This is a genomic window from Candidatus Pelagibacter sp. HIMB1587 (genome assembly GCF_052047775.1).
GTDB lineage: Bacteria > Pseudomonadota > Alphaproteobacteria > Pelagibacterales > Pelagibacteraceae > Pelagibacter.
On sequence record NZ_JBNAJJ010000001.1, the window covers coordinates 415,642 to 437,747 of the forward strand.

At 29.9% G+C, this 22,106-nt stretch carries 23 protein-coding genes; 13 read left to right on the top strand and 10 right to left on the bottom strand.

What is annotated here, in order from left to right; translation table 11 throughout:
- Nucleotides 1-4 precede the first annotated feature (4 nt).
- From sfsA to grxD, 9 genes are read left to right on the top strand one after another with little or no spacing between them, the layout of a single operon-like run.
- Complete coding sequence (sfsA, locus tag ACTTBE_RS02375; protein WP_440676980.1) at nucleotides 5-703, top strand: DNA/RNA nuclease SfsA; 699 nt, start codon at nucleotides 5-7, stop codon at nucleotides 701-703.
- Nucleotides 696-1,466, top strand: coding sequence for a type I methionyl aminopeptidase (gene map, locus ACTTBE_RS02380; protein ID WP_440676981.1), 771 nt, complete (start codon nucleotides 696-698; stop codon nucleotides 1,464-1,466). The genes sfsA and map overlap by 8 nt, the downstream gene beginning before the upstream one ends.
- 3 nt (nucleotides 1,467-1,469) lie before the next feature.
- On the top strand, nucleotides 1,470-2,762 hold the full coding sequence (gene purB / locus ACTTBE_RS02385; protein ID WP_440676982.1) for an adenylosuccinate lyase: 1,293 nt from the start codon (nucleotides 1,470-1,472) through the stop codon (nucleotides 2,760-2,762).
- Entirely contained in the window at nucleotides 2,762-3,547 is a 786-nt protein-coding gene (purC, locus tag ACTTBE_RS02390; RefSeq protein WP_440676983.1) for a phosphoribosylaminoimidazolesuccinocarboxamide synthase, read from the top strand. Before purB ends, purC begins: the two co-directional genes overlap by 1 nt.
- Entirely contained in the window at nucleotides 3,544-3,786 is a 243-nt protein-coding gene (purS, locus tag ACTTBE_RS02395) for a phosphoribosylformylglycinamidine synthase subunit PurS (protein WP_440633465.1), read from the top strand. Before purC ends, purS begins: the two co-directional genes overlap by 4 nt.
- A gap of 3 nt (nucleotides 3,787-3,789) precedes the next feature.
- On the top strand, nucleotides 3,790-4,473 hold the full coding sequence (purQ, locus tag ACTTBE_RS02400) for a phosphoribosylformylglycinamidine synthase I (protein WP_440676984.1): 684 nt from the start codon (nucleotides 3,790-3,792) through the stop codon (nucleotides 4,471-4,473).
- Nucleotides 4,470-6,662, top strand: a complete 2,193-nt coding sequence (gene purL, locus ACTTBE_RS02405) for a phosphoribosylformylglycinamidine synthase subunit PurL (protein ID WP_440676985.1) — start codon at nucleotides 4,470-4,472, stop codon at nucleotides 6,660-6,662. The genes purQ and purL overlap by 4 nt, the downstream gene beginning before the upstream one ends.
- A complete protein-coding gene (locus ACTTBE_RS02410) occupies nucleotides 6,662-6,892 on the top strand; it encodes a BolA/IbaG family iron-sulfur metabolism protein (RefSeq protein ID WP_262589071.1) in 231 nt (76 codons plus the stop codon). Before purL ends, ACTTBE_RS02410 begins: the two co-directional genes overlap by 1 nt.
- Nucleotides 6,892-7,224 carry a Grx4 family monothiol glutaredoxin gene (gene grxD / locus ACTTBE_RS02415; RefSeq protein ID WP_440676986.1) on the top strand — a complete coding sequence of 111 codons (333 nt, stop codon included), beginning with the start codon at nucleotides 6,892-6,894 and terminating at the stop codon, nucleotides 7,222-7,224. The genes ACTTBE_RS02410 and grxD overlap by 1 nt, the downstream gene beginning before the upstream one ends.
- On the opposite strand, the gene ACTTBE_RS02420 is transcribed toward grxD, so the two are convergent.
- Genes ACTTBE_RS02420 through ACTTBE_RS02465 form a run of 10 tightly spaced genes read right to left on the bottom strand, consistent with a single transcriptional unit; the run spans nucleotide 7,214 to nucleotide 17,782 of the window.
- Complete coding sequence (locus tag ACTTBE_RS02420; RefSeq protein ID WP_440676987.1) at nucleotides 7,214-7,903, bottom strand: methyltransferase domain-containing protein; 690 nt, start codon at nucleotides 7,901-7,903, stop codon at nucleotides 7,214-7,216. The two genes, grxD and ACTTBE_RS02420, sit on opposite strands and share 11 nt — an antisense overlap.
- 3 nt (nucleotides 7,904-7,906) lie before the next feature.
- Nucleotides 7,907-8,524 carry a 30S ribosomal protein S4 gene (gene rpsD / locus ACTTBE_RS02425; RefSeq protein WP_440676988.1) on the bottom strand — a complete coding sequence of 206 codons (618 nt, stop codon included), beginning with the start codon at nucleotides 8,522-8,524 and terminating at the stop codon, nucleotides 7,907-7,909.
- A gap of 40 nt (nucleotides 8,525-8,564) precedes the next feature.
- Complete coding sequence (locus ACTTBE_RS02430; RefSeq protein WP_440676989.1) at nucleotides 8,565-9,278, bottom strand: RNA methyltransferase; 714 nt, start codon at nucleotides 9,276-9,278, stop codon at nucleotides 8,565-8,567.
- On the bottom strand, nucleotides 9,278-10,141 hold the full coding sequence (locus ACTTBE_RS02435) for an urea carboxylase-associated family protein (protein ID WP_440676990.1): 864 nt from the start codon (nucleotides 10,139-10,141) through the stop codon (nucleotides 9,278-9,280). Before ACTTBE_RS02435 ends, ACTTBE_RS02430 begins: the two co-directional genes overlap by 1 nt.
- A 2-nt stretch (nucleotides 10,142-10,143) precedes the next feature.
- Nucleotides 10,144-11,745 carry a citramalate synthase gene (gene cimA / locus ACTTBE_RS02440; protein ID WP_440676991.1) on the bottom strand — a complete coding sequence of 534 codons (1,602 nt, stop codon included), beginning with the start codon at nucleotides 11,743-11,745 and terminating at the stop codon, nucleotides 10,144-10,146.
- Nucleotides 11,742-13,097: a cysteine--tRNA ligase gene (cysS, locus tag ACTTBE_RS02445; RefSeq protein WP_440676992.1), complete on the bottom strand. Its 1,356-nt coding sequence runs from the start codon at nucleotides 13,095-13,097 to the stop codon at nucleotides 11,742-11,744. The genes cimA and cysS overlap by 4 nt, the downstream gene beginning before the upstream one ends.
- Nucleotides 13,098-13,142: 45 nt before the next feature.
- Nucleotides 13,143-13,880 carry an NAD(+) synthase gene (gene nadE / locus ACTTBE_RS02450; RefSeq protein WP_440676993.1) on the bottom strand — a complete coding sequence of 246 codons (738 nt, stop codon included), beginning with the start codon at nucleotides 13,878-13,880 and terminating at the stop codon, nucleotides 13,143-13,145.
- Nucleotides 13,881-13,919: 39 nt separating this feature from the next.
- A complete protein-coding gene (locus ACTTBE_RS02455) occupies nucleotides 13,920-15,299 on the bottom strand; it encodes a class II 3-deoxy-7-phosphoheptulonate synthase (RefSeq protein WP_440676994.1) in 1,380 nt (459 codons plus the stop codon).
- A gap of 35 nt (nucleotides 15,300-15,334) precedes the next feature.
- Entirely contained in the window at nucleotides 15,335-17,155 is a 1,821-nt protein-coding gene (glmS, locus tag ACTTBE_RS02460; RefSeq protein ID WP_440676995.1) for a glutamine--fructose-6-phosphate transaminase (isomerizing), read from the bottom strand.
- 3 nt (nucleotides 17,156-17,158) lie between these two features.
- A complete protein-coding gene (locus ACTTBE_RS02465; protein ID WP_440676996.1) occupies nucleotides 17,159-17,782 on the bottom strand; it encodes a DapH/DapD/GlmU-related protein in 624 nt (207 codons plus the stop codon).
- A gap of 69 nt (nucleotides 17,783-17,851) precedes the next feature.
- On the opposite strand from ACTTBE_RS02465, the gene ACTTBE_RS02470 reads away from it, so the two are divergent.
- The 4 genes from ACTTBE_RS02470 to ACTTBE_RS02485 are packed head-to-tail and all read left to right on the top strand — an operon-like array spanning nucleotide 17,852 to nucleotide 22,093.
- Nucleotides 17,852-18,517, top strand: a complete 666-nt coding sequence (locus tag ACTTBE_RS02470; protein WP_440676997.1) for an HAD family hydrolase — start codon at nucleotides 17,852-17,854, stop codon at nucleotides 18,515-18,517.
- A gap of 53 nt (nucleotides 18,518-18,570) precedes the next feature.
- Nucleotides 18,571-20,073, top strand: coding sequence for an MmgE/PrpD family protein (locus tag ACTTBE_RS02475; protein WP_440676998.1), 1,503 nt, complete (start codon nucleotides 18,571-18,573; stop codon nucleotides 20,071-20,073).
- On the top strand, nucleotides 20,073-20,969 hold the full coding sequence (gene prpB / locus ACTTBE_RS02480; RefSeq protein ID WP_440651517.1) for a methylisocitrate lyase: 897 nt from the start codon (nucleotides 20,073-20,075) through the stop codon (nucleotides 20,967-20,969). The genes ACTTBE_RS02475 and prpB overlap by 1 nt, the downstream gene beginning before the upstream one ends.
- Complete coding sequence (locus ACTTBE_RS02485) at nucleotides 20,969-22,093, top strand: bifunctional 2-methylcitrate synthase/citrate synthase (RefSeq protein ID WP_262589057.1); 1,125 nt, start codon at nucleotides 20,969-20,971, stop codon at nucleotides 22,091-22,093. Before prpB ends, ACTTBE_RS02485 begins: the two co-directional genes overlap by 1 nt.
- Nucleotides 22,094-22,106 lie beyond the last annotated feature (13 nt).

The window sequence follows — 22,106 nt, forward strand, 5'->3', positions numbered from 1 at the left end:
ACTCATGGAATTTACCAAGTCTTTAGTAAAAGGCAAACTAATCAAACGTTACAAAAGGTTTTTTACCGACATAAAACTTGGTAAAGAAATTGTCACAGCTCATTGTCCTAACACGGGTTCCATGAAAGGTTTATTAGATGAAGGTAATGAAGTTTATTTGCTAACAAATAATAACCCTAAGAGAAAACTAAAGTTTGGACTTGAAATAATTAAATCAAGAAAAAATTTAGTAGGTGTCAATACTCATATGGCTAACAAGATAGTAAATCATGCTATCGAAAATAATTTGATCAAAGAATTAAAAAATAACGATAAAATAAAACCAGAGGTATTCTTTAATAAGGAAACTAGATTTGATTTTTTACTAGAAAAAAAAAATAAAAAAAGCTTTGTAGAGGTCAAGAACGTTACATTATTTAGAGATAAAGAAACTGCTGAGTTTCCAGATGCCATTACTTCAAGAGGATCTAAGCATTTATTAACTCTTATTGATGCCATAAATAAAGGTTATAGTGGTTATCTGATATTTTTAGTTCAAATTCAAAATATGAAATATTTTAAAATAGCTAAAGATATCGATGAAGATTATTATGAAAATTATAAAAAAGCTAAAAGAGCTGGGGTAAATTTTCTTGCTTATAGATGTGATATAAGTTCAAAAAAAATTATTATAGATAAAAAACTTAAAATTTTAGATGAGTGATTATAAAGAAAAATTTGAAAAAATGAGAGTTGCTGGTGATTTAGCAGCAAGGACACTTGATATGTTAACTGATAACATTAAAGAAGGTGTCTCAACAGATTATATAGATAAATTGGGATATGAGTTTATAAGAGATAACGGAGGACATTCTGCTCCACTTTACTATAGAGGTTTTACAAAATCTTTATGTACTTCATTAAATCATGTTGTATGTCATGGAATTCCTTCGGATAGAGTCTTAAGAGATGGTGATGCGGTAAATGTTGATGTTACTGCAATTGTAGATGAACATTATGGTGATACCAGTAGAATGTTTTGCATTGGTAAAACACCAATTAAATTAAACAATCTAATAGATGCTACTTACGAGTCTATGATGAGAGCAATTAGAATTTTAAAACCAGGAGTTAAATTAGGTGATATTGGTCACGAAATTCAATCATTTGTTGAAGAAAAAGGATACTCTGTTGTTAGAGATTTTTGTGGTCACGGTATAAGTACAACATTTCATGAACCACCAAACATTTTACATTATGGAAATAAAGACTCAGGACCAGAGTTAAAACCTGGAATGACTTTTACAATAGAGCCTATGATAAATTCAGGTAAATATGATGTAAAAATGTTAAATGATGGTTGGACTGCTGTCACAAAAGATAAATCTTTATCAGCTCAATTTGAACATACGTTAGGAATTACTGAAAATGGTTATGAAATCTTTACAGAATCTGCTAAAGGTTACTCAAAGCCTCCATACTTATAATTAATGATTAAAAGATACTCTCGAAAAGAACTAACTGATATTTGGTCAGAGGAAAATAAATATAAAATTTGGTTAGATGTAGAAGTTGCAGCTGCTGAGGCTATGGAAAAACTTGGTAAAATACCAAGAGGGGTAGCTTCAATTGTTAGAAAGAAAGCAGTCATCAATGTAAATAGAATACATAAAATTGAATCCGAAGTTAAACATGATGTTATAGCTTTTCTTACCTCTGTTACAGAAAAAGCAGGAATTAAAGCAAGATATTTACATCAAGGCATGACTTCATCAGATGTACTTGATACCAGTTTTAATATTCAATTAGTTCAATCTGGAAAAATAATTCTCAAAGATATCGATCAAATTTTAAAAGTACTTAAGAAACAGGCAAAAAAATACAAAATGACACCATGTATGGGAAGAAGTCATGGAATTCATGCTGAGCCAGTTACTTTTGGATTAAAATTAGCTTCTTTTTACGAGGAATTTAAAAGAAACAGAAAAAGACTTAAAGATGCAATAGATGAGGTGTCAACCTGTGCAATATCAGGAGCAGTTGGGACTTTTGCAAATATAAGTCCAAATGTAGAAAAGCACGTTGCAAAAAAACTAGGTTTAAAAGTTGAGCCAATTTCAACTCAAGTTATTCCAAGAGATAGACATGCTTTTTATTTTTCAGTTTTAGGTATTATTGCAGGTTCAATTGAGAGAGTTGCAATTGAGATAAGACATTTGCAAAGAACAGAGGTTTATGAATTACAAGAGTACTTTTCAAAAAAACAAAAAGGATCATCTGCGATGCCACATAAGAAAAATCCAATTTTAAGTGAAAACTTAACTGGTTTAGCTAGAATGGTTAGAAGTGCTGTCTTACCAGCTTTAGAAAATATAGCGCTATGGCATGAAAGAGACATTTCACACTCAAGTGTTGAAAGAAACATTGGTCCTGATGCAAATATTACAACAGACTTTGCGTTGGTTAGGTTAACAAATATTTTGGACAACATGATTGTTTATCCTAAAAAAATGTTAGAAAACTTGAATATAACAAAAGGGCTAATTTTCTCTCAAGAAGTTATGCTAGAGTTAACTAAATCTGGTTTAAGTAGAGAAAAATCTTACAGAATGGTTCAATCATATGCGAAAAAGTGTTTTGCAGAAAACCTAAACTTATTTGATGTGATATCTAATGATAAGTTTATTATGAGCAAAATTACAACAAAAAGGCTTAAATCAATATTTAGTTACGCAAAACACTTTAAAAATGTACATTTGATCTTTAGAAGAGTTTTTAAATAATGAAAAAAGGAAAAAAACTATACGAAGGTAAAGCAAAGATCATTTATGCAACAAATGATAAAAACTTAGTTATACAATATTTTAAAGACGATGCGACAGCATTCAATAATCAAAAAAAAACTACAATTGAAGGTAAAGGTGTTTTAAACAATAGAATATCTGAACATATTCTCTCAAATTTATCTCAAATAGGAATTAATAATCATTTAGTGAAAAGATTAAATATGCGTGAACAAATAATAAAACTAGTTGAGATAATTCCAATTGAATTTATTGTTAGAAATGTTGCAACAGGATCTATCACTAAAAGATTGGGTATTGAGGATGGGACTGTTTTAAAAGAACCATTAATTGAATACTGCTTAAAAGATGACAAATTAGGCGACCCTCTAATTGCAGAAGAGCACATAATAGCTTTCGATTGGGCTAGTAAGAACGAAATTGATAAAGTCAAAAAAATGATACTAAGAATTAATGACTTTATGATTGGAATGTTTAGAGGGGTTGGAATAAAATTGATTGATTTCAAACTAGAATTTGGAAGGTTAAAATCTAATGGGAAGCAAGAAGTAATACTAGCAGATGAAATTAGTCCAGATACATGCAGACTTTGGGACAGTATTACTGATAAAAAACTTGATAAAGACAGATTTAGAAAAGATTTAGGTGATTTGATTCCAGCCTACACAGAAGTTGCTAAAAGATTAGGTATTTTACATGAACAATCAAATGTAAGTGCCGTGAATGTAACAAAATTATCATCTGTTAAGAGAAAGAAAAAATGAAAATTTCAGTAATAATCACTTTAAAAAAAGATGTTTTAGATCCACAAGGTAAAGTTATTCATCAAACTTTAGATGGCATGGGCTTTGATGATGTTAATGAAGTTAGACAAGGTAAATATTTTGAAATTGATACAAAAGAAAATGATCCAAAAAAAGCAAAAGATAAAGTTGAAGAAATGTGCAAAAAACTTTTAGCCAATCTTGTAATTGAAAACTATAAAATTATTGATCTAAAGTAATTAATGAAATCATCTGTCATTACTTTTCCTGGATCTAATTGCGATAGAGATATGGATGTAGCTCTAAAAAAATTTGGATTTAAGAATAAAATGGTTTGGCATGATGATGCTGAACTTCCAAAAAGTGATTTAATTGTATTACCAGGGGGATTTTCATATGGTGACTATTTAAGATGTGGGAGCATGGCATCTAAATCAAAAATCATGAAGTCAGTCATTAATTTTGCTAACACTGGTGGTATGGTGATGGGAATTTGTAATGGATTTCAAATATTAGTTGAAACTGGACTTGTCCCAGGTGTCCTATTAAGAAACAAATATTTAGAATTTATTTGCAAAAATGTTTTCGTAAAAATTAATAACAAAACAAATAATTATTTTAATAATATTAAGAATGACGTCCTAGAATTTCATATTGCGCACAATGAAGGGAATTTTTTTTGTACAAAAGATCAATTAAAGGAAATTGAAGATAATGATCAAGTTGCAATAAATTATTGTGATAAAAATGGAAAAATAGAAGAACAATTTAATCCAAACGGTTCAATTAAAAATATTGCTGGAATTTTTAATAAAGAAAAAAATGTTTTAGGGATGATGCCTCATCCTGAAAGAATGATTGATAATTGTTTATCTGGAGAAGATGGTTCAATTTTTTTTAGTAATTTAATTAACAATTTAAAATGATAGTAAACGAACAAGTAGCTATTGATCATGGTTTAAAAAAAGATGAATATGTTAAAATTTGTGAATTATTAAAAAGAACACCAAATATTACTGAACTTGGTATTTTTTCTGCAATGTGGAATGAACATTGCTCATACAAATCTTCAAGACTTCATTTAAAAAAACTTCCAACAAAAGGAAAAAAGGTCATTCAAGGTCCTGGAGAAAACGCTGGTGTTATTGATATTGAAGATAATGATGCCATTGTTTTTAAAATTGAAAGCCATAACCACCCGTCTTTTATTGAGCCCTATCAAGGAGCAGCAACAGGTGTTGGTGGGATTATGAGAGATGTGTTTACAATGGGTGCAAGGCCTATTGCAAATTTAAACTCTATTCATTTTGGTTCCCCTCAACACAAAAAAACAAAAAATCTTATTAGAGGTGTAGTTCATGGAATTGGAGGATATGGAAATTGTATGGGTGTTCCAACTGTTGCAGGACAAACAAGTTTTGATAGTTCATATAATGGAAATATCTTGGTTAATGCAATGACCTTGGGGTTGGTTAAAAAAGATAAAATTTTTTACTCAAAAGCAACTGGTTTAAACAAGCCAGTTATTTATGTTGGTTCAAAAACAGGTAGAGACGGAATTCATGGAGCCAGTATGGCTTCAGCAAGTTTTGATGACAAAATAGAAGAAAAGAAACCTACTGTTCAAGTTGGCGATCCGTTTACTGAAAAACTTTTACTGGAAGCTTGTTTAGAATTAATGGCAGGAGAATCAATTATAGCTATACAAGATATGGGAGCTGCTGGATTAACATCATCAAGTATAGAAATGGCATCAAAAGGAAATCTTGGAATTGAAATAAATCTAAACCAAGTTCCTTGTAGAGAAACTAAGATGACACCTTATGAAATTATGCTCTCTGAAAGCCAAGAAAGAATGTTGATTGTTTTAGAAAATGGAAAAGAAAAACAAGCAAAAAAAATATTTGATAAATGGAATTTAGATTTTGCAGTAATTGGCAAAACTACTAATTCAAAAAAAATTCAACTTTATTTTGATAATGAAAGGGTAGCAGACATCCCTGTAAATACATTAGTCGAAAATTCACCTATGTATGATCGTAAATGGAAAAAAGCAAAGTTACCTAAAAAAAATAAAATTAAAAAAGAAGAATTAAAAAATTTCAAAATTATAGATGTTCTGAAAAAAGTTTTAGCAAACCCAAATATTTGTAGCAAAGATTGGATTTGGCAGCAGTATGATCATACGGTTATGGGAGATACTATTCAAAAACCAGGTGGAGATGCTGGGGTTGTGAGAGTACATGGAACAAATAAAGCTGTAGCTGCATCAGTAGACAGTTCTGCTGTATATTGTTGGGCTCACCCTCTTACCGGTGGAAAACAAGTTGTTTGTGAAAGTTTTAGAAATTTAATTGCTGTTGGTGCAAAACCTATAGCTATTACTAATTGTTTAAATTTTGGAAGCCCTGAAAATGAAGAGAATATGGGTGAGTTTGTCGAATGTGTTCAAGGAATTGGTGAAGCAAGTGAGTATTTAAAATTCCCAGTAGTTTCAGGAAATGTTTCTTTTTACAATCAAACTAAAGATGAAGGCATAAAGCCAACTCCTGCTATTGGAGGTGTGGGTTTGATAAAGGATTATAATAAAATGATCACTATGGATTTTAAAGAGATCAATAATGTGGTTTTAGTTATTGGAAAAACAGAGGGACATTTAGATCAAACTTTATTTGCAAGAAATATATTAGATGAAAAAAATGGTCCTCCTCCTGAAATAAATTTATTTAATGAAAAAAATAATGGAGAAACTTTATTGAAACTTATCGAAATTAATCTAATCAAAAGTGCTCATGATGTTTCTTTAGGTGGAATTATTACAGCGGTAGCCAAAATGTGTATCAAAGGTAACAAAGGAATAAATTTAAATAAACCAAAATATTTAATCAATGAATTGGAATATTTCTTTGGTGAAGATCAAGGGCGTTACATTATTGAGGTTAGTAAAAAAGATTTAAAAAAAGTCACAGATATATTGAATAAAAATGCTGTCCATTTTGACGAACTTGGTACAATAAGTGAAAATGAACTATATTTTGACGATAAGACAAAAGTTACAATTGACGAATTAACAAGTTCAAATACAAAGTGGCTTAAAGACTATATGAGTAACTAATGGCAATGGATTTAAAAGAAATTGAAAGTTTAATTAAAGAAGCAATGCCTGATGCTGTTGTAGAGATTCAAGATTTAGCAGGTGATGGAAATCATTATTCGGCGACTGTGACTTCTTCTCAGTTTTCAGGAAAAAGTAAAATTGAACAACACAAAATGGTATATAATTCTCTAAAAGGACGTATGGGAAATGAATTACATGCCCTAGCAATTAAAACAAAGGAGCAATAATGGACGATACTACAAAAAATATAATTCAAGAACACATTGACAATAATGATGTGTGTTTGTTTATGAAAGGAACACCTGATGCTCCACAGTGTGGTTTTTCAATGGCTGTTTCAAACATGTTAAAAATTCTTGAAGTAAATTTTAAAGGTGTAAATGTTTTAGAAGATCAAAACATCAGAGAAGGTATTAAAGTTTACAGTGATTGGCCAACAATTCCTCAATTGTATATTAAAAAAGAATTTGTTGGTGGGTGTGATATTGTTAAGGAAATGTACGAAAATGGAGAGCTTAAAAAGGTTCTTGAAGAAAAAGATATTAATTTTAAAAATTAAAACCATTTATCATAAGTAATATTAAAACTAATATTAAAACAGTAAATACTGAAACTGTTTTATTCTTTCTAATAAAGTGACTAAAATATTTTTTTATTATTGAAAAAAAAATAGGTTTTTTTGCTTTTATGGTAAAATCTCTAAATTCATAGTTAATTTCATTTTCCCAATAAAGTTCTAAAACTAAACTACTTCTAAAATTTTTTCTCAAAGAATCGAATAAAACCCCATGTGTTATAAATGGTTCAATTAATTGTTTTTTCTTTTCAACTAATAAAACTTTCTCAACATCATCGAATTTGAACATCCATTTATGATCATCACTACTATTTGTTGAAAGAACGATATTGTCCTCTAAAATTGATGGAAGTTCAATATAACCCTGTCTCGATATTCTTTTTAGTTCACTTATAAAAAAAGGTAAATCTTCCACATGCTCTATTACATGACTAGCGTAAACAAAATCAAATTGGTTATTTAAAAATGGAAGATTTTTGTCTTTAATTAATACAAATTTTTTATTTTTTTCTTTATAAAATTTAGAAAAATTCTGAACATCAGCGACTGTTTGTGCAAATTCAACTGGAGCAATATTACATCCAATATCCAATATCTTCCAATTATTTTGATTTTCTTTTAAAATTTTTAGAACATACTCTCTAGATGTTCTTTGTATCATTTGTTATCTTGAATAATATTCAATAACCAAGTTAGGTTCCATAATCACTGGATAAGGAACTTCTTCAAATTTAGGAATTCTTACAAACTTTAATTTTTTATTTTTCTCATCCATTTGGATGTATTCTGGTGTTTCTCTTTCTTTATTTGCTAGAGCGATATCAATGATTGCTAATTGTTTAGATTTATCTCTAATTTCAATTGTATCCTCTTCTTTAACCAGATAGCTTCCAATATTTACTTTCTTACCATTAACTCTTACATGACCATGATTAATTAATTGTCTAGATGAGAAAATAGTTGTTGCGAATTTTGCTCTGTAAATCACTGCATCTAATCTTCTCTCTAAAAGACCAATTAAATTTTCTCCAGTATCTCCTTTGAGCATAACTGCTCTTTTGTAAATATTTCTGAACTGTTTTTCATTAATATTTCCGTAGTAAGCTTTTAACTTTTGTTTAGCTTGTAACTGAATTCCATAATCTGAAGGCTTAGATGTTTTTATTTGACCATGCTGACCAGGTCCATAAGCTCTAGTATTAAAAGGACTTTTCGGTCTACCCCATAAGTTAACCTTTAATCTTCTATCTACTTTGTGTTTAGAGTTTAATCTTTTTGTCATTTAATAGTGGGCTTTATAAACTTACTCTTACTTTTGTCAATCAACGTTTTTTACCTAAACTGGCAAATACACCAGATAAAATACGAGTATCTTTTGATGATAATTCCATCCGGTAAAAGATATTTCTTAAGTTTTCAAGCATTATTGGCTTCTTCTCTTTTGATTTGAAGAAATTAATCTCCTCCAGATTCTGGATACATAAATTAGCCATAGCAACAATCTCTTTTTTTGAGGCAGATTTTACCTTATTTGATTTATTAAAAGAGGACACTTTTGAATAAATAATACTTGATACATATTGAGCAATAATTATCAAACTATGAGAGAGGTTTAATGACTTAAAATCAGGATTTGTTGGAATTTGAAGGGTATAATTGGCATAACTAATTTCATTATTGGATAAACCTGAAGCTTCTGATCCAAATAGGAAAGCTATCTTTTTTTTATAATTAATTTTTTTTAAATCCTCTAATTGAATGTGCTTAATATTTTTATTTCTAAATCTTGCGGATGTTGCGATAACTATATCAATATCCTTTAAAGACCTTTCTAAATTTTCATAACTCTTTGCTTTATTAATAATATTTTTTGCACCAACAGAAGTTGCTAAAATTTTATCGTTAGGAAATATTGGTTTAGGATCTACGACAACTAATTTCTGAAAATTAAAATTTTTCATTGCTCTTGCGCAAGCTCCAATATTTTCTGAAAGCTGAGGCTTATGTAAAATGAAAGAAATATTATTAACTGACATTAATCAATGCCATGATTTCTGTTGTAGTTAGAAGTAACAGAAGGTTTGATATTGTTTAAATATTTAGAATCTACTGACCAAATAGTAACTTTCAAAGGATAACATTTTGCAACATCAGAAGAGTGTTCTGATCCACAATCTCCTCCTGGACAAGCAGAAAGAGCTCCTAATATATCTGTTTCAGCAAAAAACTCCAGGTAATCCCCTGGTCTAACTGGACTAGCTTTCATAAAGTATTGTTTAGTATCATTAGTAAAACCAGTAAGCATAAATACATTTAATACATCATGAACTATTTTTTCTGCATGATCTAATTGAACATTTTTTTCTTTAACTAATGCTCTTGTTAAATTTGAATGACAGCAGTAGTGGTAATCATTATCACTTAAAAGTTTAGAAGTATAAGGATCACATCTAGTACCAATTACATCATGAACAGAACCACCGTCTTTATCATAATCATACCAATCCAAAGTATCCCAAGTTATTGTAGCTAAAGACCTTAGATATGGAAAACTACTAAACATTTTGTCTCCAACAGAAAGATGCGTTCCATATAAAGCTCTTGTTTTTCCTGAATAAAATTTTTCCTCTAGATTATTTAAATTAAATAAATTTAGATCTCCTACCTGTGGGCCATCTACACTTTCAATTCTGAAAAACTCCCCAAATTTAACCTCAAATGTTTTCGCGTCTCTTGGAGGTATGATTACTTCATCTTTTTTAACCAAATGCTCTCTTGCAGAATGTAAAATACTTAAATTTTTATCTTCAATAGTGGTATTTGGATAACAAACGATAGGCTTTGCCCCTATTCTACTATCGATATCTGTTGGTTTTTCTGAAAATTTTTTAATTTTCATTTTTATAAACTTCCAGGAGCTTTATCCTTAAATAATTTATAATCTAAACTATCCACTAAAGCCTTGAATGAAGCATCAATTATATTAGGTGATACTCCAATTGTGAACCAGTTCACTCCTTTTGCATCTGTGCTTTCAATACTAACTCTTGTAACTGCTTCTGTACCTGTATTTAAAATTCTAACTTTATAATCTACAAGCCTTAAATCTTTCAAATACTCTGAATATTTTGCAAGCTTATTTACATTCTTTCTAATTGCATTATCTAAAGCATTAACAGGTCCATTTCCTTTCCCTTCACATAAAATTTTGTCACCGTCCACTTCTAATTGAGCTTTAGCATAAGAAATGATTTCTCCTGTTTTATCTTTCTTTACAGAAACATCATATTCATTAATTGAAATATATCTTGGTATCTCTCCCATTAGTCTTCTTGCAAGTAATTCGAAAGATGCATCTGCACCATCGTAACTATAACCAATGAACTCTCTATCTTTAACTTCATCTAAAAGTTTTTTAATTTTTGGGTCACTTTTTTCAACGTTAATTCCAATTGAATTTAATCTAGACATTATGTTTGATTGTCCTGATTGATCTGAAACTATAATATTTCTAGAATTTCCTACCTCTTCAGGATTAATGTGCTCATAAGTTTTTGGATCTTTTTGAACTGCAGATACATGCATTCCACCTTTATGTGAGAAAGCTGATGCGCCTACATAAGGTAAATGTTTGTTAGGTTTTCTATTTAATATTTCATCTAGCAATCTTGAGCATTGAGTTAAATTTTTCAGATTTTCTCTCTTAATACTAAGTTCAAATTTATCATAAAAATCTTTCTTTAAGAAAAATGAAGGTATTAATGACATCAAGTTGGCATTACCGCATCTTTCACCTAAACCATTTATAGTTCCTTGAACCTGTCTTGCTCCTGCTTGAACTGCAGCAAGACTATTTGCTACTGCATTTTCAGTATCATTATGAGCGTGTATTCCTAATTTATTTCCTGGAATATGTTTGCTTACTTCAGTTACAATTTTAGAAATTTCATTTGGAAGTGTTCCACCGTTAGTATCACACAATACAATCCATCTAGCTCCATTATCATAAGCAGCTTTCAAACATGACAATGCATACTCTGGATTAGATTTATAACCATCAAAGAAATGCTCTGCATCAAACATAAATTCTTTACCTGATTTAACAATATGCTTGGTACTTTCGCTTATGTTGGTTAAATTTTGTTCATTAGTAATTCCTAAGGCAACTTTCACTTGAAAATCCCATGATTTTCCAAATAAACAAACTGCTGAGCTTTTTGAATTAATTAATGATGATAACATTGGATCATTTTCAGCACTATGTTCTGATTTTTTTGTCATGCCAAATGCGGTTAATTTAGCTGATTTAAAATTATGATCTTTATTAAAAAATTCTGTATCTGTTGGATTAGCGCCTGGCCAACCTCCTTCTACATAATCAACTCCCAACATATCTAATGCTGATGAAATTTTCTTCTTATCATCGATGGAAAAATCAACACCTTGCGTCTGTGCACCATCACGTAATGTTGTATCAAAAATATAAAGTTGTTCTTTACTCATTTAAATTTCCAAGTCGTTTTACCATCTTTATCTTCTATTAAAACACCTTTGTCTAAAAGCTCATTTCTAATTTTGTCAGCTTCCTCGTAATTTTTGTTCTCTCTAGCTTTGTTTCTTTCGTCAATTTTCTGCAAAATTTCTTTTTCTGAAATAGAAGCTTTGCTCATTTTGAAGCTTAACCACTCATCTTTATTTCGGTTTAAAAGTCCTACGAACTGACAAGCAGAAACAAATACAGCTTTATCATTGTCATTACCTTTTAGTGCTTTTTCATATAATTTGTGTAAATTTGCTATGTAACCTGGTGTGTTTAAATCATCATACAGAGGTTTAAGAATTTCATCCGAGATATCTGCATTATTTTTACTATCTACATAAACATTGTACCATTTATTAATAGTATTTTGACAATCTTCTAAAAGTTTATCATTCCAATCTAATGGTTGTTTATAATGCGCACTCATTAAAGCTAATCTTAAAACCTGGCCACTTATCTTATTTCTAAAATCTTTTATTTTTAAAATGTTACCTTGAGATTTTGCCATCTTTTCATTGGACATAGTAATAAATGCATTGTGCAACCAAAAATTAGCAAATACTTTTGTATCATTAGCACATCTTGATTGCGCTATTTCATTTTCATGATGGGGGAATATTAAATCAATACCACCTCCATGAACATCAAACTCATCTCCTAAAAATTTTTTTGACATTGCTGAACATTCTAAATGCCATCCAGGTCTTCCTTTTCCCCATGGAGAATCCCAAGAAGGTTCATCACTTGCTGATGGCTTCCATAAAACAAAATCTTCTGAATTTTTTTTATTTTCACTTATTTCAATCCTTGATCCTGCAATTAAGTCTTCTAGTTTTTTGTTTGATAACTGACCATAATCATTAAACTTTTGAACCTCAAAATAAACATGGCTGTTATTCTCATAAGCAAAACCTTTTTTGATCAATTCAGAAACCATTTCAATCATCAAATCAATATTTTCAGTTGCTTTAGGTTGATGAGTTGGTGTTTCACAATTTAAATAATTACAATCTTCACCAAAACTTTCAGTTACTTTATTTGTTAGCTCTGAAATTGAAATATTATTTTCCTTTGAAGATTTAATAATTTTATCATCTACATCTGTAATATTTCTAACATAAGTAACTTTTGAATATTTTTTTTTAAAAATTTTATAAAGGATATCAAAAACAACTATTGGTCTAGCATTACCAATATGAGGATCATCATAAACTGTTGGTCCACAAACATACATTCTTACATTTTTTTCATCTATTGGAACAAATTTTTCTTTTTTGTTTGTAAGATTGTTTGTTAAAAAAATATCGTTACTCATAATTTTAGAAATATACTTAAATTATAGATTTGTGAATCTATTTGATTAATTTGGAATTTTGCATACTGGAATAGGCTCCATTTTATGCAAATTTTGTTTTCTAATGGTTTCGTATTTTGCTCTATTGGAAGATTTAGGATTATCCATAGCTTCCTCAAGTTCTTCATATTTTAATCCAAGCTGACCTTCGTCTGTTCTACCGTCATCCCACAAACCATCAGTAGGTGCTGCTTCAATAATTTCATTTAAAATGCCAAGTTCTTTGCCGAGTTCCCAAACCTGAGATTTATTACAGTCTGCTATGGGAGAAATATCTACACCTCCATCTCCGTATTTTGTGTAAAATCCTACACCAAAATCTTCTACCTTATTACCAGTTCCAACTACTATTCCTTTATTGGCTGCAGCAACTTGGTAAAGTGTAGTCATTCTTAATCTTGCTCTAGAATTTGCCATTCCATGCTCGTTATCAAATTTAGATAAACTTGAACTAAATGCCAAAAACAATTCATCTAAATTAATTGTATGTGCTTCAACATTTTTAAAATTTTTTACTAACCATTCTTGATGTTTTAAACTTAGATCGTGTTGATATGATTTTTGCTTAATTGGCATCGACAAAACTATTGTTTTCAAACCTGTCATAGCACTTAAGGTGCTAGAAACAGATGAATCAATACCCCCAGATATTCCTATAACAAGAGACTGAGCCTTTGAAGGCATATTGTCTACATAGTTTTTAATCCAATCTGATATATACTTTGCTTTTTCTGTAACATTCATTGTTTAAAAATTATTTTATAATTAAGATTTTACAATGTCTTAAGATGCCGCTCTATCTGCATTTTTAGAATATGAGCTATTCTTTTTAATCTCATCTGAAATCATAAAAGCTAATTCTAAAGCTTGGTTGGCATTCAACCTGGGATCACAGTGAGTATGGTATCTTGAAGAAAGATCTTCTTCAGAAATTTTTTGTGCTCCACCAATACATTCGGTTACATCTTGTCCAGTTAACTCAATATGGAGACCTCCTGCGTAACTTCCTTCACTTTGGTGACATGCAAAAACATTTTTTACTTCATTCAGTACACTGTTGAATGGTCTAGTTTTGAAACCTGTTGCAGCTTTAATTGTATTTCCGTGACATGGGTCACAAGACCAAATTACATTCAATCCCTCTTTTTTAATTGCTCTAATTAATTTTGGTAAAAATTTTGAAACATTATCTGCTCCAAATCTTGAAATTAGAGTTATTTTACCTTTTTCATTTTTTGGATTAATACGGTTACATAGATTAATCAAATCATCTGGTTTTAAAGTTGGTCCACATTTAATACCAATAGGATTTTCAATTCCTCTACAAAATTCTACATGTCCTCCATCAAGTTGTCTTGTCCTATCTCCAATCCAAACGAAATGAGCTGAGGTATCATGGTTCTCACCTGTTGTAGAATCTGTTCTAGTCATTGCCTCTTCAAAAGGTAACAATAACGCTTCGTGTGATGTCCAAAAATTCACCGTATATAATCTATTATTGAAATCTGATGTAATTCCACACGCTCTCATAAATGCTATAGCATCTGCAATTTTATCCTCTAAATCTTTAAATTTTTTAGCTTCTGGACTTTTTTTAATGTAGCCTAAATTCCATAAATGAACTTTGTTCAAATCTGCAAAGCCTCCTTTTGAAAATGCTCTTATAAGGTTAAGAGTTGAGGCTGACTGAGAATAAGCTTTAAATAATCTTTTTGGATCAGGAATTCTTGCTTTTTCAGTAAATTCCATTCCATTTATATTATCACCTAAATAACTAGGAAGCTCCAGACCATCTTTATTTTCAACTGGAGAACTTCTTGGTTTAGAAAATTGGCCAGCAATTCTTCCAACTTTAACGACTGGTAAAGATGCTGAATAAGTTAAAACTAAAGACATTTGCAAAATTAATTTAAATGTATCTCTTAAATTATCAGGGTTAAATTCAGCAAAACTCTCTGCACAATCTCCACCTTGAAGTAAAAATGCTTTTCCATCTACAACATCAGCTAATTGATCTTTTAGGTGCCTAGTCTCTCCAGCAAAAACTAAAGGAGGAAAAGTTCCAATTTTATCTAAAACTTTATTAAGTTCTTTTTTATCTGGATATTCCGGTATGTGTTTAACCGGATATTTTCTCCAACTATTTTTTTTCCAATTTTTCATATTCAACCTAGGGATGTTTTAGCAGAGTTTAAACTTTATTCAACTGTGACGGATTTAGCTAAGTTTCTTGGCTTATCTATATCATAACCCATTTTCAAAGCTGAATAATAAGCAAGCTTTTGAAGCGGAATTGTTAAAAGGAATGGTAATAGATCATCATTGGTATTTTCAACCTGAATAGTTTCCCAAATATTCTCTGAAACAATTTCATCCTTGCTTTTGTTTGTAATTAAAAGAACTTTAGCACCTCTTGCTATAACTTCCTGCATGTTGGAAATTGTTTTTTTATAGTAAATGTCTCTTGGTGCTAGAACAACAACTGGCATCCCCTCTTCTATTAAAGCAAGTGGTCCATGTTTCATTTCACCTGCCGGATAACCCTCTGCATGAACATAAGATAATTCTTTCAATTTCAACGCTCCTTCCAAAGCTATTGGGAAAGAGAAACCTCTTCCAAGAAACATTGATCCTTTAGCTTCATTAAATGTTGAGGAGATTGATTGAATATCATTATCTATTAATAAAGTTTTTTCTATTAAATTTGGTAAGTTTTTAAGATCTTTGATTTTTTCTTGATAATTTTTTTTATCAACTTGACCAGACAAAGATCCAATTTTTAAAGCTAAAATATATAAAACAAGTATTTGACCTAAAAAAGCTTTTGTAGATGCAACCCCGATTTCAGGTCCGCAGTGAATTGGTAAAACAAAATTTGAGTCTCTTGCTATAGAGCTTTCAATTACATTAACTACCGCACATGTTTTCATTTTATTTTTGTTACAAAGATCCAAAGCTGCATAAGTGTCTGCAGTTTCTCCAGACTGAGAAACAAAAATATATAAACTTTCCTTTTTAAATCGATTGTTTCTATATCTAAACTCTGAAGCTATATCGATATTAACATCTAAAGAAGTTAATTCTTCAAACCAATATTTTGCCATTAAACAAGAATGATAAGCAGTACCACAACCAATTAAAGTAACTGATTTAATTTCATTGATTTTCCATGGAAAATTGAAAATATTTATCTCATTATTTACACTATCTAAATACTCTTTGATTCCAGTTTTAATTGTTACAGGCTGCTCTTCTATTTCTTTAGCCATAAAGTGTTTAAAGTCACCCTTATCATAAGTTGATTCATTAGATGATAATTCTAAAATTTTTTTGTTAATTTTCTTGCCCTCTTCATTATAAAAATGAACTTGATCTTTTTTAACAATACAAAACTCTCCATCATCAAGATAAGTAATTTTGTTTGTCATGGATTTTAAAGCATAAGAGTCTGACCCTAAGTAATTTTCATTTGGACCATAACCAACAGCTAATGGTGATCCCCTTCTCGCCCCTACAATCAAATCAGGCATATCTTTAAAAATTATACCTAGTGCAAAACTTCCATGAAGTTGTTTTAAAGTTTTGGTTAATGCCTCTTCAAGTTCCATAGTTTTTAAATTTTCTGTAATTAAATGAACAATTACCTCAGTATCAGTCTGAGATTTAAAAACATGACCTTTATTAATTAAGTGTTTTTTTAAAATTGTTGAGTTTTCTATTATTCCATTATGGACAACAGACACATTGTCTGATGAGTGTGGGTGAGCATTAATACTATTAGGAATTCCATGAGTAGCCCATCTGACATGACCTATTCCTATATTACCTTTTAAAGATTTTAAATCAAAGTTTTGTTCTAAATTATCAACTCTTCCTTCAGATTTAACTTCATATAGCTGACCATCAAATAAAGTTGCAACCCCAGCAGAGTCATAACCTCTATATTCAAGTTTTTTTAAAGAATTTATTATATTTGCAGAAACAGATTTGTTGCTAGATATTCCTATAATTCCACACATAATTTATTTTATCTTTCTTTTATAATTTTTAATTTCCACTTGTACAGATCTGGTTAGTGCTAGAGATTTTTTTTTAACATTTTTTGTTATTACAGACCCTGCACCAACAATACTTTCTTTGTCAATTTTTACAGGAGCTACTAAAGATGAATTTGATCCTATGAATACTTTATCTTTAATTATTGTCTTACTTTTTTTTACACCATCATAATTACAAGTAATTGTTCCAGCACCAATATTTACCATCTTACCAATATTGCTATCTCCGACATAAGATAAATGATTAATTTTTGATTTATTTCCAACAGTTGATTTTTTAATCTCTACAAAATTACCTACTTTTGAACCTTCTTTAAGAATTGTGTCGGGTCTAATTCTTGCATAAGGACCTATCTCAACTTTATTTTCTACCTTACAAGATTCTAAATGTGAAAAAGATTTAATTACTACATTATTTCCTATTTTAACTTTAGAGCCAATTACCACATAAGGTTCGATTGTAACTCCTTTTCCAATTTTGGTATCATTTGAAAAAAAAACAGTTTCAGGACCTGTCATTTTAACTCCAGCTTTTAAAAACTTATTTCGAAGTTTGTTTTGATTATTTTGCTGCTTTGTAAGTTTCATCTAGATTTTCTTTACATTAAGTATATATGTTAATTAATTCACAAATTATTTCTTTAAAATACTTTTAATATGAAACAAAAATTTACAATATTATTTGATTTAGATGGAACTTTAATAGATACAGCTCCAGATTTAATTACAGCACACAACCATGTAATGAAAAAATTTGGTTATCCAACAAAAACATTAGGTGAATTAAAAAATGCAGTTGGCAAAGGTGCAAAAGCTATGATGGCAAAAGCTAACGGTCAATGGAAATGGTTTGATGAAAAAATTCAAAACGAAATGACTGATGAATTTTTGTCTTTCTATGGAAAAAATATTTATAACAAAAGCACTTTAATAAATGGAGTAAAAGATTTTTTGAATTGGTGTAAGAATGAAAAAATCTCTATGGCTGTTTGCACTAACAAAACTGAGCATCTTGCTGTTGATCTTTTAAAAAAAATCGGGATTTATGATTATTTTGAATATGTAGCGGGGTACAATACATTTGATTATTGCAAGCCCGATCCTAGACATTTAACGACAGTGATAGAAATATTGGATGGAGATTTAAAAAAATCTATTATGATTGGAGATAGTGAAACAGATGCAAATTCAGCGAAAGCAGCAAATATTCCAATGATATTGTTAAAGTATGGATATACTGAAAAAAAATCTGACGAAATATACCATAATCACCTAATAAAAGATTTTGTTGGTATTGAAAAAATCATATCTGAATATCTTTAATATTGATTAATTTATTTTAGCTATTAAAACAAAATCACTTATAAGGAGTTATTTTGTTACTACATACAGTTAAAGTTTTTCCGTCTAAAATTCATTTACCTAAGAAAAAACAACTTGCCTGGAAAATTGCAGAAATTGCAAGTGATAATGCTAAACTAAATAAAGAAGCAGTTGAAATGGTGATCAATAGAATTATTGATAATGCTTCAGTTGCTATTGCTTCTTTAAATAGAAGGCCTGTTATTTCATCAAGAGAAATGGCTTTGAAGCATTCTAGAAAAAATGGAGCAACTATTTTTGGAGTTAATTCAAAACTAAAATTTGATTGTGAATGGGCAGCCTGGTCAAATGGAACTGCTGTAAGAGAACTTGATTTTCATGATACTTTTTTAGCTGCAGATTATAGTCATCCTGGTGATAACATTCCCCCACTATTGAGCGTAGCTCAACAAAATAAAAAGAGTGGTTTAGATTTATTAAGAGGTATTATTACGGCATACGAAGTTCAGGTAAATTTAGTTAAAGGAATTTGTTTACATAAACATAAAGTAGATCATATTGCTCACCTAGGTCCAAGTGTTGCTGCAGGATTAGGATCTATGTTAAAATTAAATACTGAAACAATTTATCAAGCAGTTCAGCAAGCGCTTCATACAACTATTTCTACAAGACAATCAAGAAAAGGAGAAATTTCTAGCTGGAAAGCATATGCACCCGCACATGCAGGGAAACTAGCAATAGAAGCTGTTGATAGAGTTATGAGAGGTGAAGGTGCTCCAAGCCCAATTTATGAAGGTGAAGATAGTGTAATCGCAAGAATTCTTGATGGTAAAAAAGCAAAATATAAAGTTCCATTACCTAAAAAAGGAGAAAGTAAAAAAGCTATATTAGAAACTTATACAAAAGAATATTCTGCAGAGTATCAATCTCAGGCTTTAATAGATCTTGCAAAGAAATTAAAAACCAAAATACCAAATTTAAATCAAATCAAAAAAATAGATATTTATACAAGTCATCATACACATTATGTAATTGGAACAGGTGCAAATGATCCACAAAAAATGGATCCTAATGCAAGTAGAGAAACATTGGATCACTCTATTATGTATATTTTTGCAGTCGCCCTAGAAGATGGTGATTGGCATCATGTAAAATCTTATACAAAATCAAGAGCTAATAGAAAAAGTACTATTAAAATATGGAATTCAATAACAACCTATGAAGATAAAAAATGGACAAAAAAATATCATGATCCAGATCCAAAAAAGAAATCTTTTGGAGCAAAAGTTGTTGTTACATTGAACAATGGGAAAAAAGTAGCTGAGGAACTAGATAAAGCTGATGCTCATCCATATGGAGCAAGACCATTTAAAAGAGAGAATTATATAAATAAATTTTTAACTCTAACAGATGGCATTTTAGATAAAAAAGAGAGTGATCGTTTTTTAAGAAATGTTCAAAATCTAAAAAACTTAAAAGCTGGACAATTAGATAAACTAAATATTGAGATTAAAAAAAGTAAGTTAAAAAGAAATTTGAAAAAGGGAATTTTTTAATGCACTTTGTTGAAAAAGAACCAAGCCAAAAAAGAATAGATTTTGACCAAAAACTTAAATCAAATAAAATTCTGAGGGTTCCTGGAGCTTACAATCCTCTAACAGCTAAATTGATTGAGGAAATTGGTTATGATGCAGTTTACGTATCAGGAGGTGTTATGGCTAATGATCTTGGTTTTCCTGATATTGGTTTAACAACCCTTCAAGATGTGAGTACCAGATCTTATTTAATATCTAGGGTAACAAATCTTCCAACAATAGTTGATATAGATACAGGATTTAAATCTTGTAAAGAAACTATAGAGACTTTTGAAGAGTTTGGGCTAACTGGTGTTCATTTGGAAGATCAAATCGAAAGAAAAAGATGCGGTCATCTAGATAATAAAGAACTTGTTTCAACAGAGGCCATGGTTTCAAAAATAAAAGAATGTGTTGCTACAAAAAAAGATCAAAATTTTAAAATCATAGCAAGATCAGATGCAAAAAGTGTTGAGGGAATTGATAAAATGATTGATAGATGTAAAGCGTATATTGATGCTGGAGCTGAAATTATATTTCCTGAAGCTTTACATGATGAAAAAGATTTTGAAAAAGTAAGAAAAGAACTTTCATGTTATTTGTTAGCTAATATGACAGAATTTGGTAAATCCAAATTATTTAACTATAAAGAGTTAGAAAACCTTGGTTATAATATTGTTATATATCCAGTAACTACACAAAGGCTAGCAATGAAAAACGTTGAAGATGGATTAAGAGACATTTATGCAAATGGACATCAAAATAATATAATTGATAAGATGCAGACAAGAAAAAGATTATATGAATTGGTAGAATATGAAAAATATAATTCTTTAGATGAAAAAATTTATAATTTTAGTACAGAAGGACATGAATAATGAGTGATGATATAAAAAAAGGTTTACTTGGAATTGTTGTAGATGAAACTGAAGTTTCAAAAGTTATGCCAGAGATTAATTCTCTGACATATAGAGGTTATGCTGCTCAAGATTTATGTGAATATTGCAGATTTGAGGAAGTCGCTTATTTAATTTTAAACAAAGATCTACCTAACACTATTCAATTAAGACAATTTGAAAAAGAGGAGAGAAATAATAGAGAGCTTACAAAAAATTTATATGAAATTATAAAACACATGCCAAAAAAATCTCATCCGATGGATGTTGCAAGAACAGCAGTTAGTGTAATGGGATTAGAAGACAAAGAAACCTCCAACTCTACTCCAGAAGCTAATATGCGAAAAGCATTAAGAATTTTTGCAAAAACTCCTACTGCTCTTGCTGCTTTTTACAGAATTAGAAGTGGTAAAAAAATAATTAAACCTAAAAAGAATTTAACTTTTGCAGAAAACTTTTTCTATATGTGTTTTGGAAAAGTGCCTCAAAAAGAAATTGTTAAAGCATTTGATGTTTCTCTAATATTGTACGCTGAACATAGTTTCAATGTCTCAACTTTTACTGCTAGAACAATTACAAGTAGTTTATCTGATATTCATGGAGCAATAACTGGTGCAATTGCTAGTTTGAAAGGTCCATTGCATGGTGGTGCAAATGAAGAGGTAATGCACATGATGAACAGAATTAAAAAACCAGAAAATGCTCTAAAATGGATTAATAACGCTCTTAAAAATAAAGAAGTAGTTATGGGCTTTGGTCATAGAGTTTATAAATCAGGAGATTCTAGAGTTCCAACTATGAGAAATTATTTTGGTAAAGTTGCTAAACTTAAAAAAGATAAAAAGTTTGAAAAGATTTATGACATCGTTGAAAAAGTAATGATCAAAAAGAAAAATATCCACCCTAATGTCGATTACCCTACTGGTCCGATGTATCATTTAATGGGTTTTGACACAGATTTTTTCACACCTATATTTGTTATTTCTAGAATTACTGGTTGGTCAGCACATATTATGGAACAACATGCTGCCAACAAACTTATTCGACCGCTTGCTAAATATAAAGGTAGCAAGCATCGAAAAGTAATGGAATTAAATTACAGATAATACAGTTATATTT

Coding starts and splice junctions, on each gene's coding strand:
- ACTTBE_RS02485 (WP_262589057.1), top strand. CDS start 20,969: ATGAGTGATGATATAAAAAAAGGTTTACTTGGAATTGTTGTAGATGAA.
- ACTTBE_RS02410 (WP_262589071.1), top strand. CDS start 6,662: ATGGCAATGGATTTAAAAGAAATTGAAAGTTTAATTAAAGAAGCAATG.
- prpB (WP_440651517.1), top strand. CDS start 20,073: ATGCACTTTGTTGAAAAAGAACCAAGCCAAAAAAGAATAGATTTTGAC.
- map (WP_440676981.1), top strand. CDS start 696: ATGAGTGATTATAAAGAAAAATTTGAAAAAATGAGAGTTGCTGGTGAT.
- ACTTBE_RS02455 (WP_440676994.1), bottom strand. CDS start 15,299: ATGAAAAATTGGAAAAAAAATAGTTGGAGAAAATATCCGGTTAAACAC.
- purQ (WP_440676984.1), top strand. CDS start 3,790: ATGAAATCATCTGTCATTACTTTTCCTGGATCTAATTGCGATAGAGAT.
- ACTTBE_RS02435 (WP_440676990.1), bottom strand. CDS start 10,141: ATGAAAATTAAAAAATTTTCAGAAAAACCAACAGATATCGATAGTAGA.
- glmS (WP_440676995.1), bottom strand. CDS start 17,155: ATGTGTGGAATTATAGGAATATCTAGCAACAAATCTGTTTCTGCAAAT.
- ACTTBE_RS02470 (WP_440676997.1), top strand. CDS start 17,852: ATGAAACAAAAATTTACAATATTATTTGATTTAGATGGAACTTTAATA.
- purC (WP_440676983.1), top strand. CDS start 2,762: ATGAAAAAAGGAAAAAAACTATACGAAGGTAAAGCAAAGATCATTTAT.
- cimA (WP_440676991.1), bottom strand. CDS start 11,745: ATGAGTAAAGAACAACTTTATATTTTTGATACAACATTACGTGATGGT.
- sfsA (WP_440676980.1), top strand. CDS start 5: ATGGAATTTACCAAGTCTTTAGTAAAAGGCAAACTAATCAAACGTTAC.
- nadE (WP_440676993.1), bottom strand. CDS start 13,880: ATGAATGTTACAGAAAAAGCAAAGTATATATCAGATTGGATTAAAAAC.
- rpsD (WP_440676988.1), bottom strand. CDS start 8,524: ATGACAAAAAGATTAAACTCTAAACACAAAGTAGATAGAAGATTAAAG.
- ACTTBE_RS02430 (WP_440676989.1), bottom strand. CDS start 9,278: ATGTCAGTTAATAATATTTCTTTCATTTTACATAAGCCTCAGCTTTCA.
- ACTTBE_RS02465 (WP_440676996.1), bottom strand. CDS start 17,782: ATGAAACTTACAAAGCAGCAAAATAATCAAAACAAACTTCGAAATAAG.
- cysS (WP_440676992.1), bottom strand. CDS start 13,097: ATGAGTAACGATATTTTTTTAACAAACAATCTTACAAACAAAAAAGAA.
- grxD (WP_440676986.1), top strand. CDS start 6,892: ATGGACGATACTACAAAAAATATAATTCAAGAACACATTGACAATAAT.
- purL (WP_440676985.1), top strand. CDS start 4,470: ATGATAGTAAACGAACAAGTAGCTATTGATCATGGTTTAAAAAAAGAT.
- ACTTBE_RS02420 (WP_440676987.1), bottom strand. CDS start 7,903: ATGATACAAAGAACATCTAGAGAGTATGTTCTAAAAATTTTAAAAGAA.
- purS (WP_440633465.1), top strand. CDS start 3,544: ATGAAAATTTCAGTAATAATCACTTTAAAAAAAGATGTTTTAGATCCA.
- purB (WP_440676982.1), top strand. CDS start 1,470: ATGATTAAAAGATACTCTCGAAAAGAACTAACTGATATTTGGTCAGAG.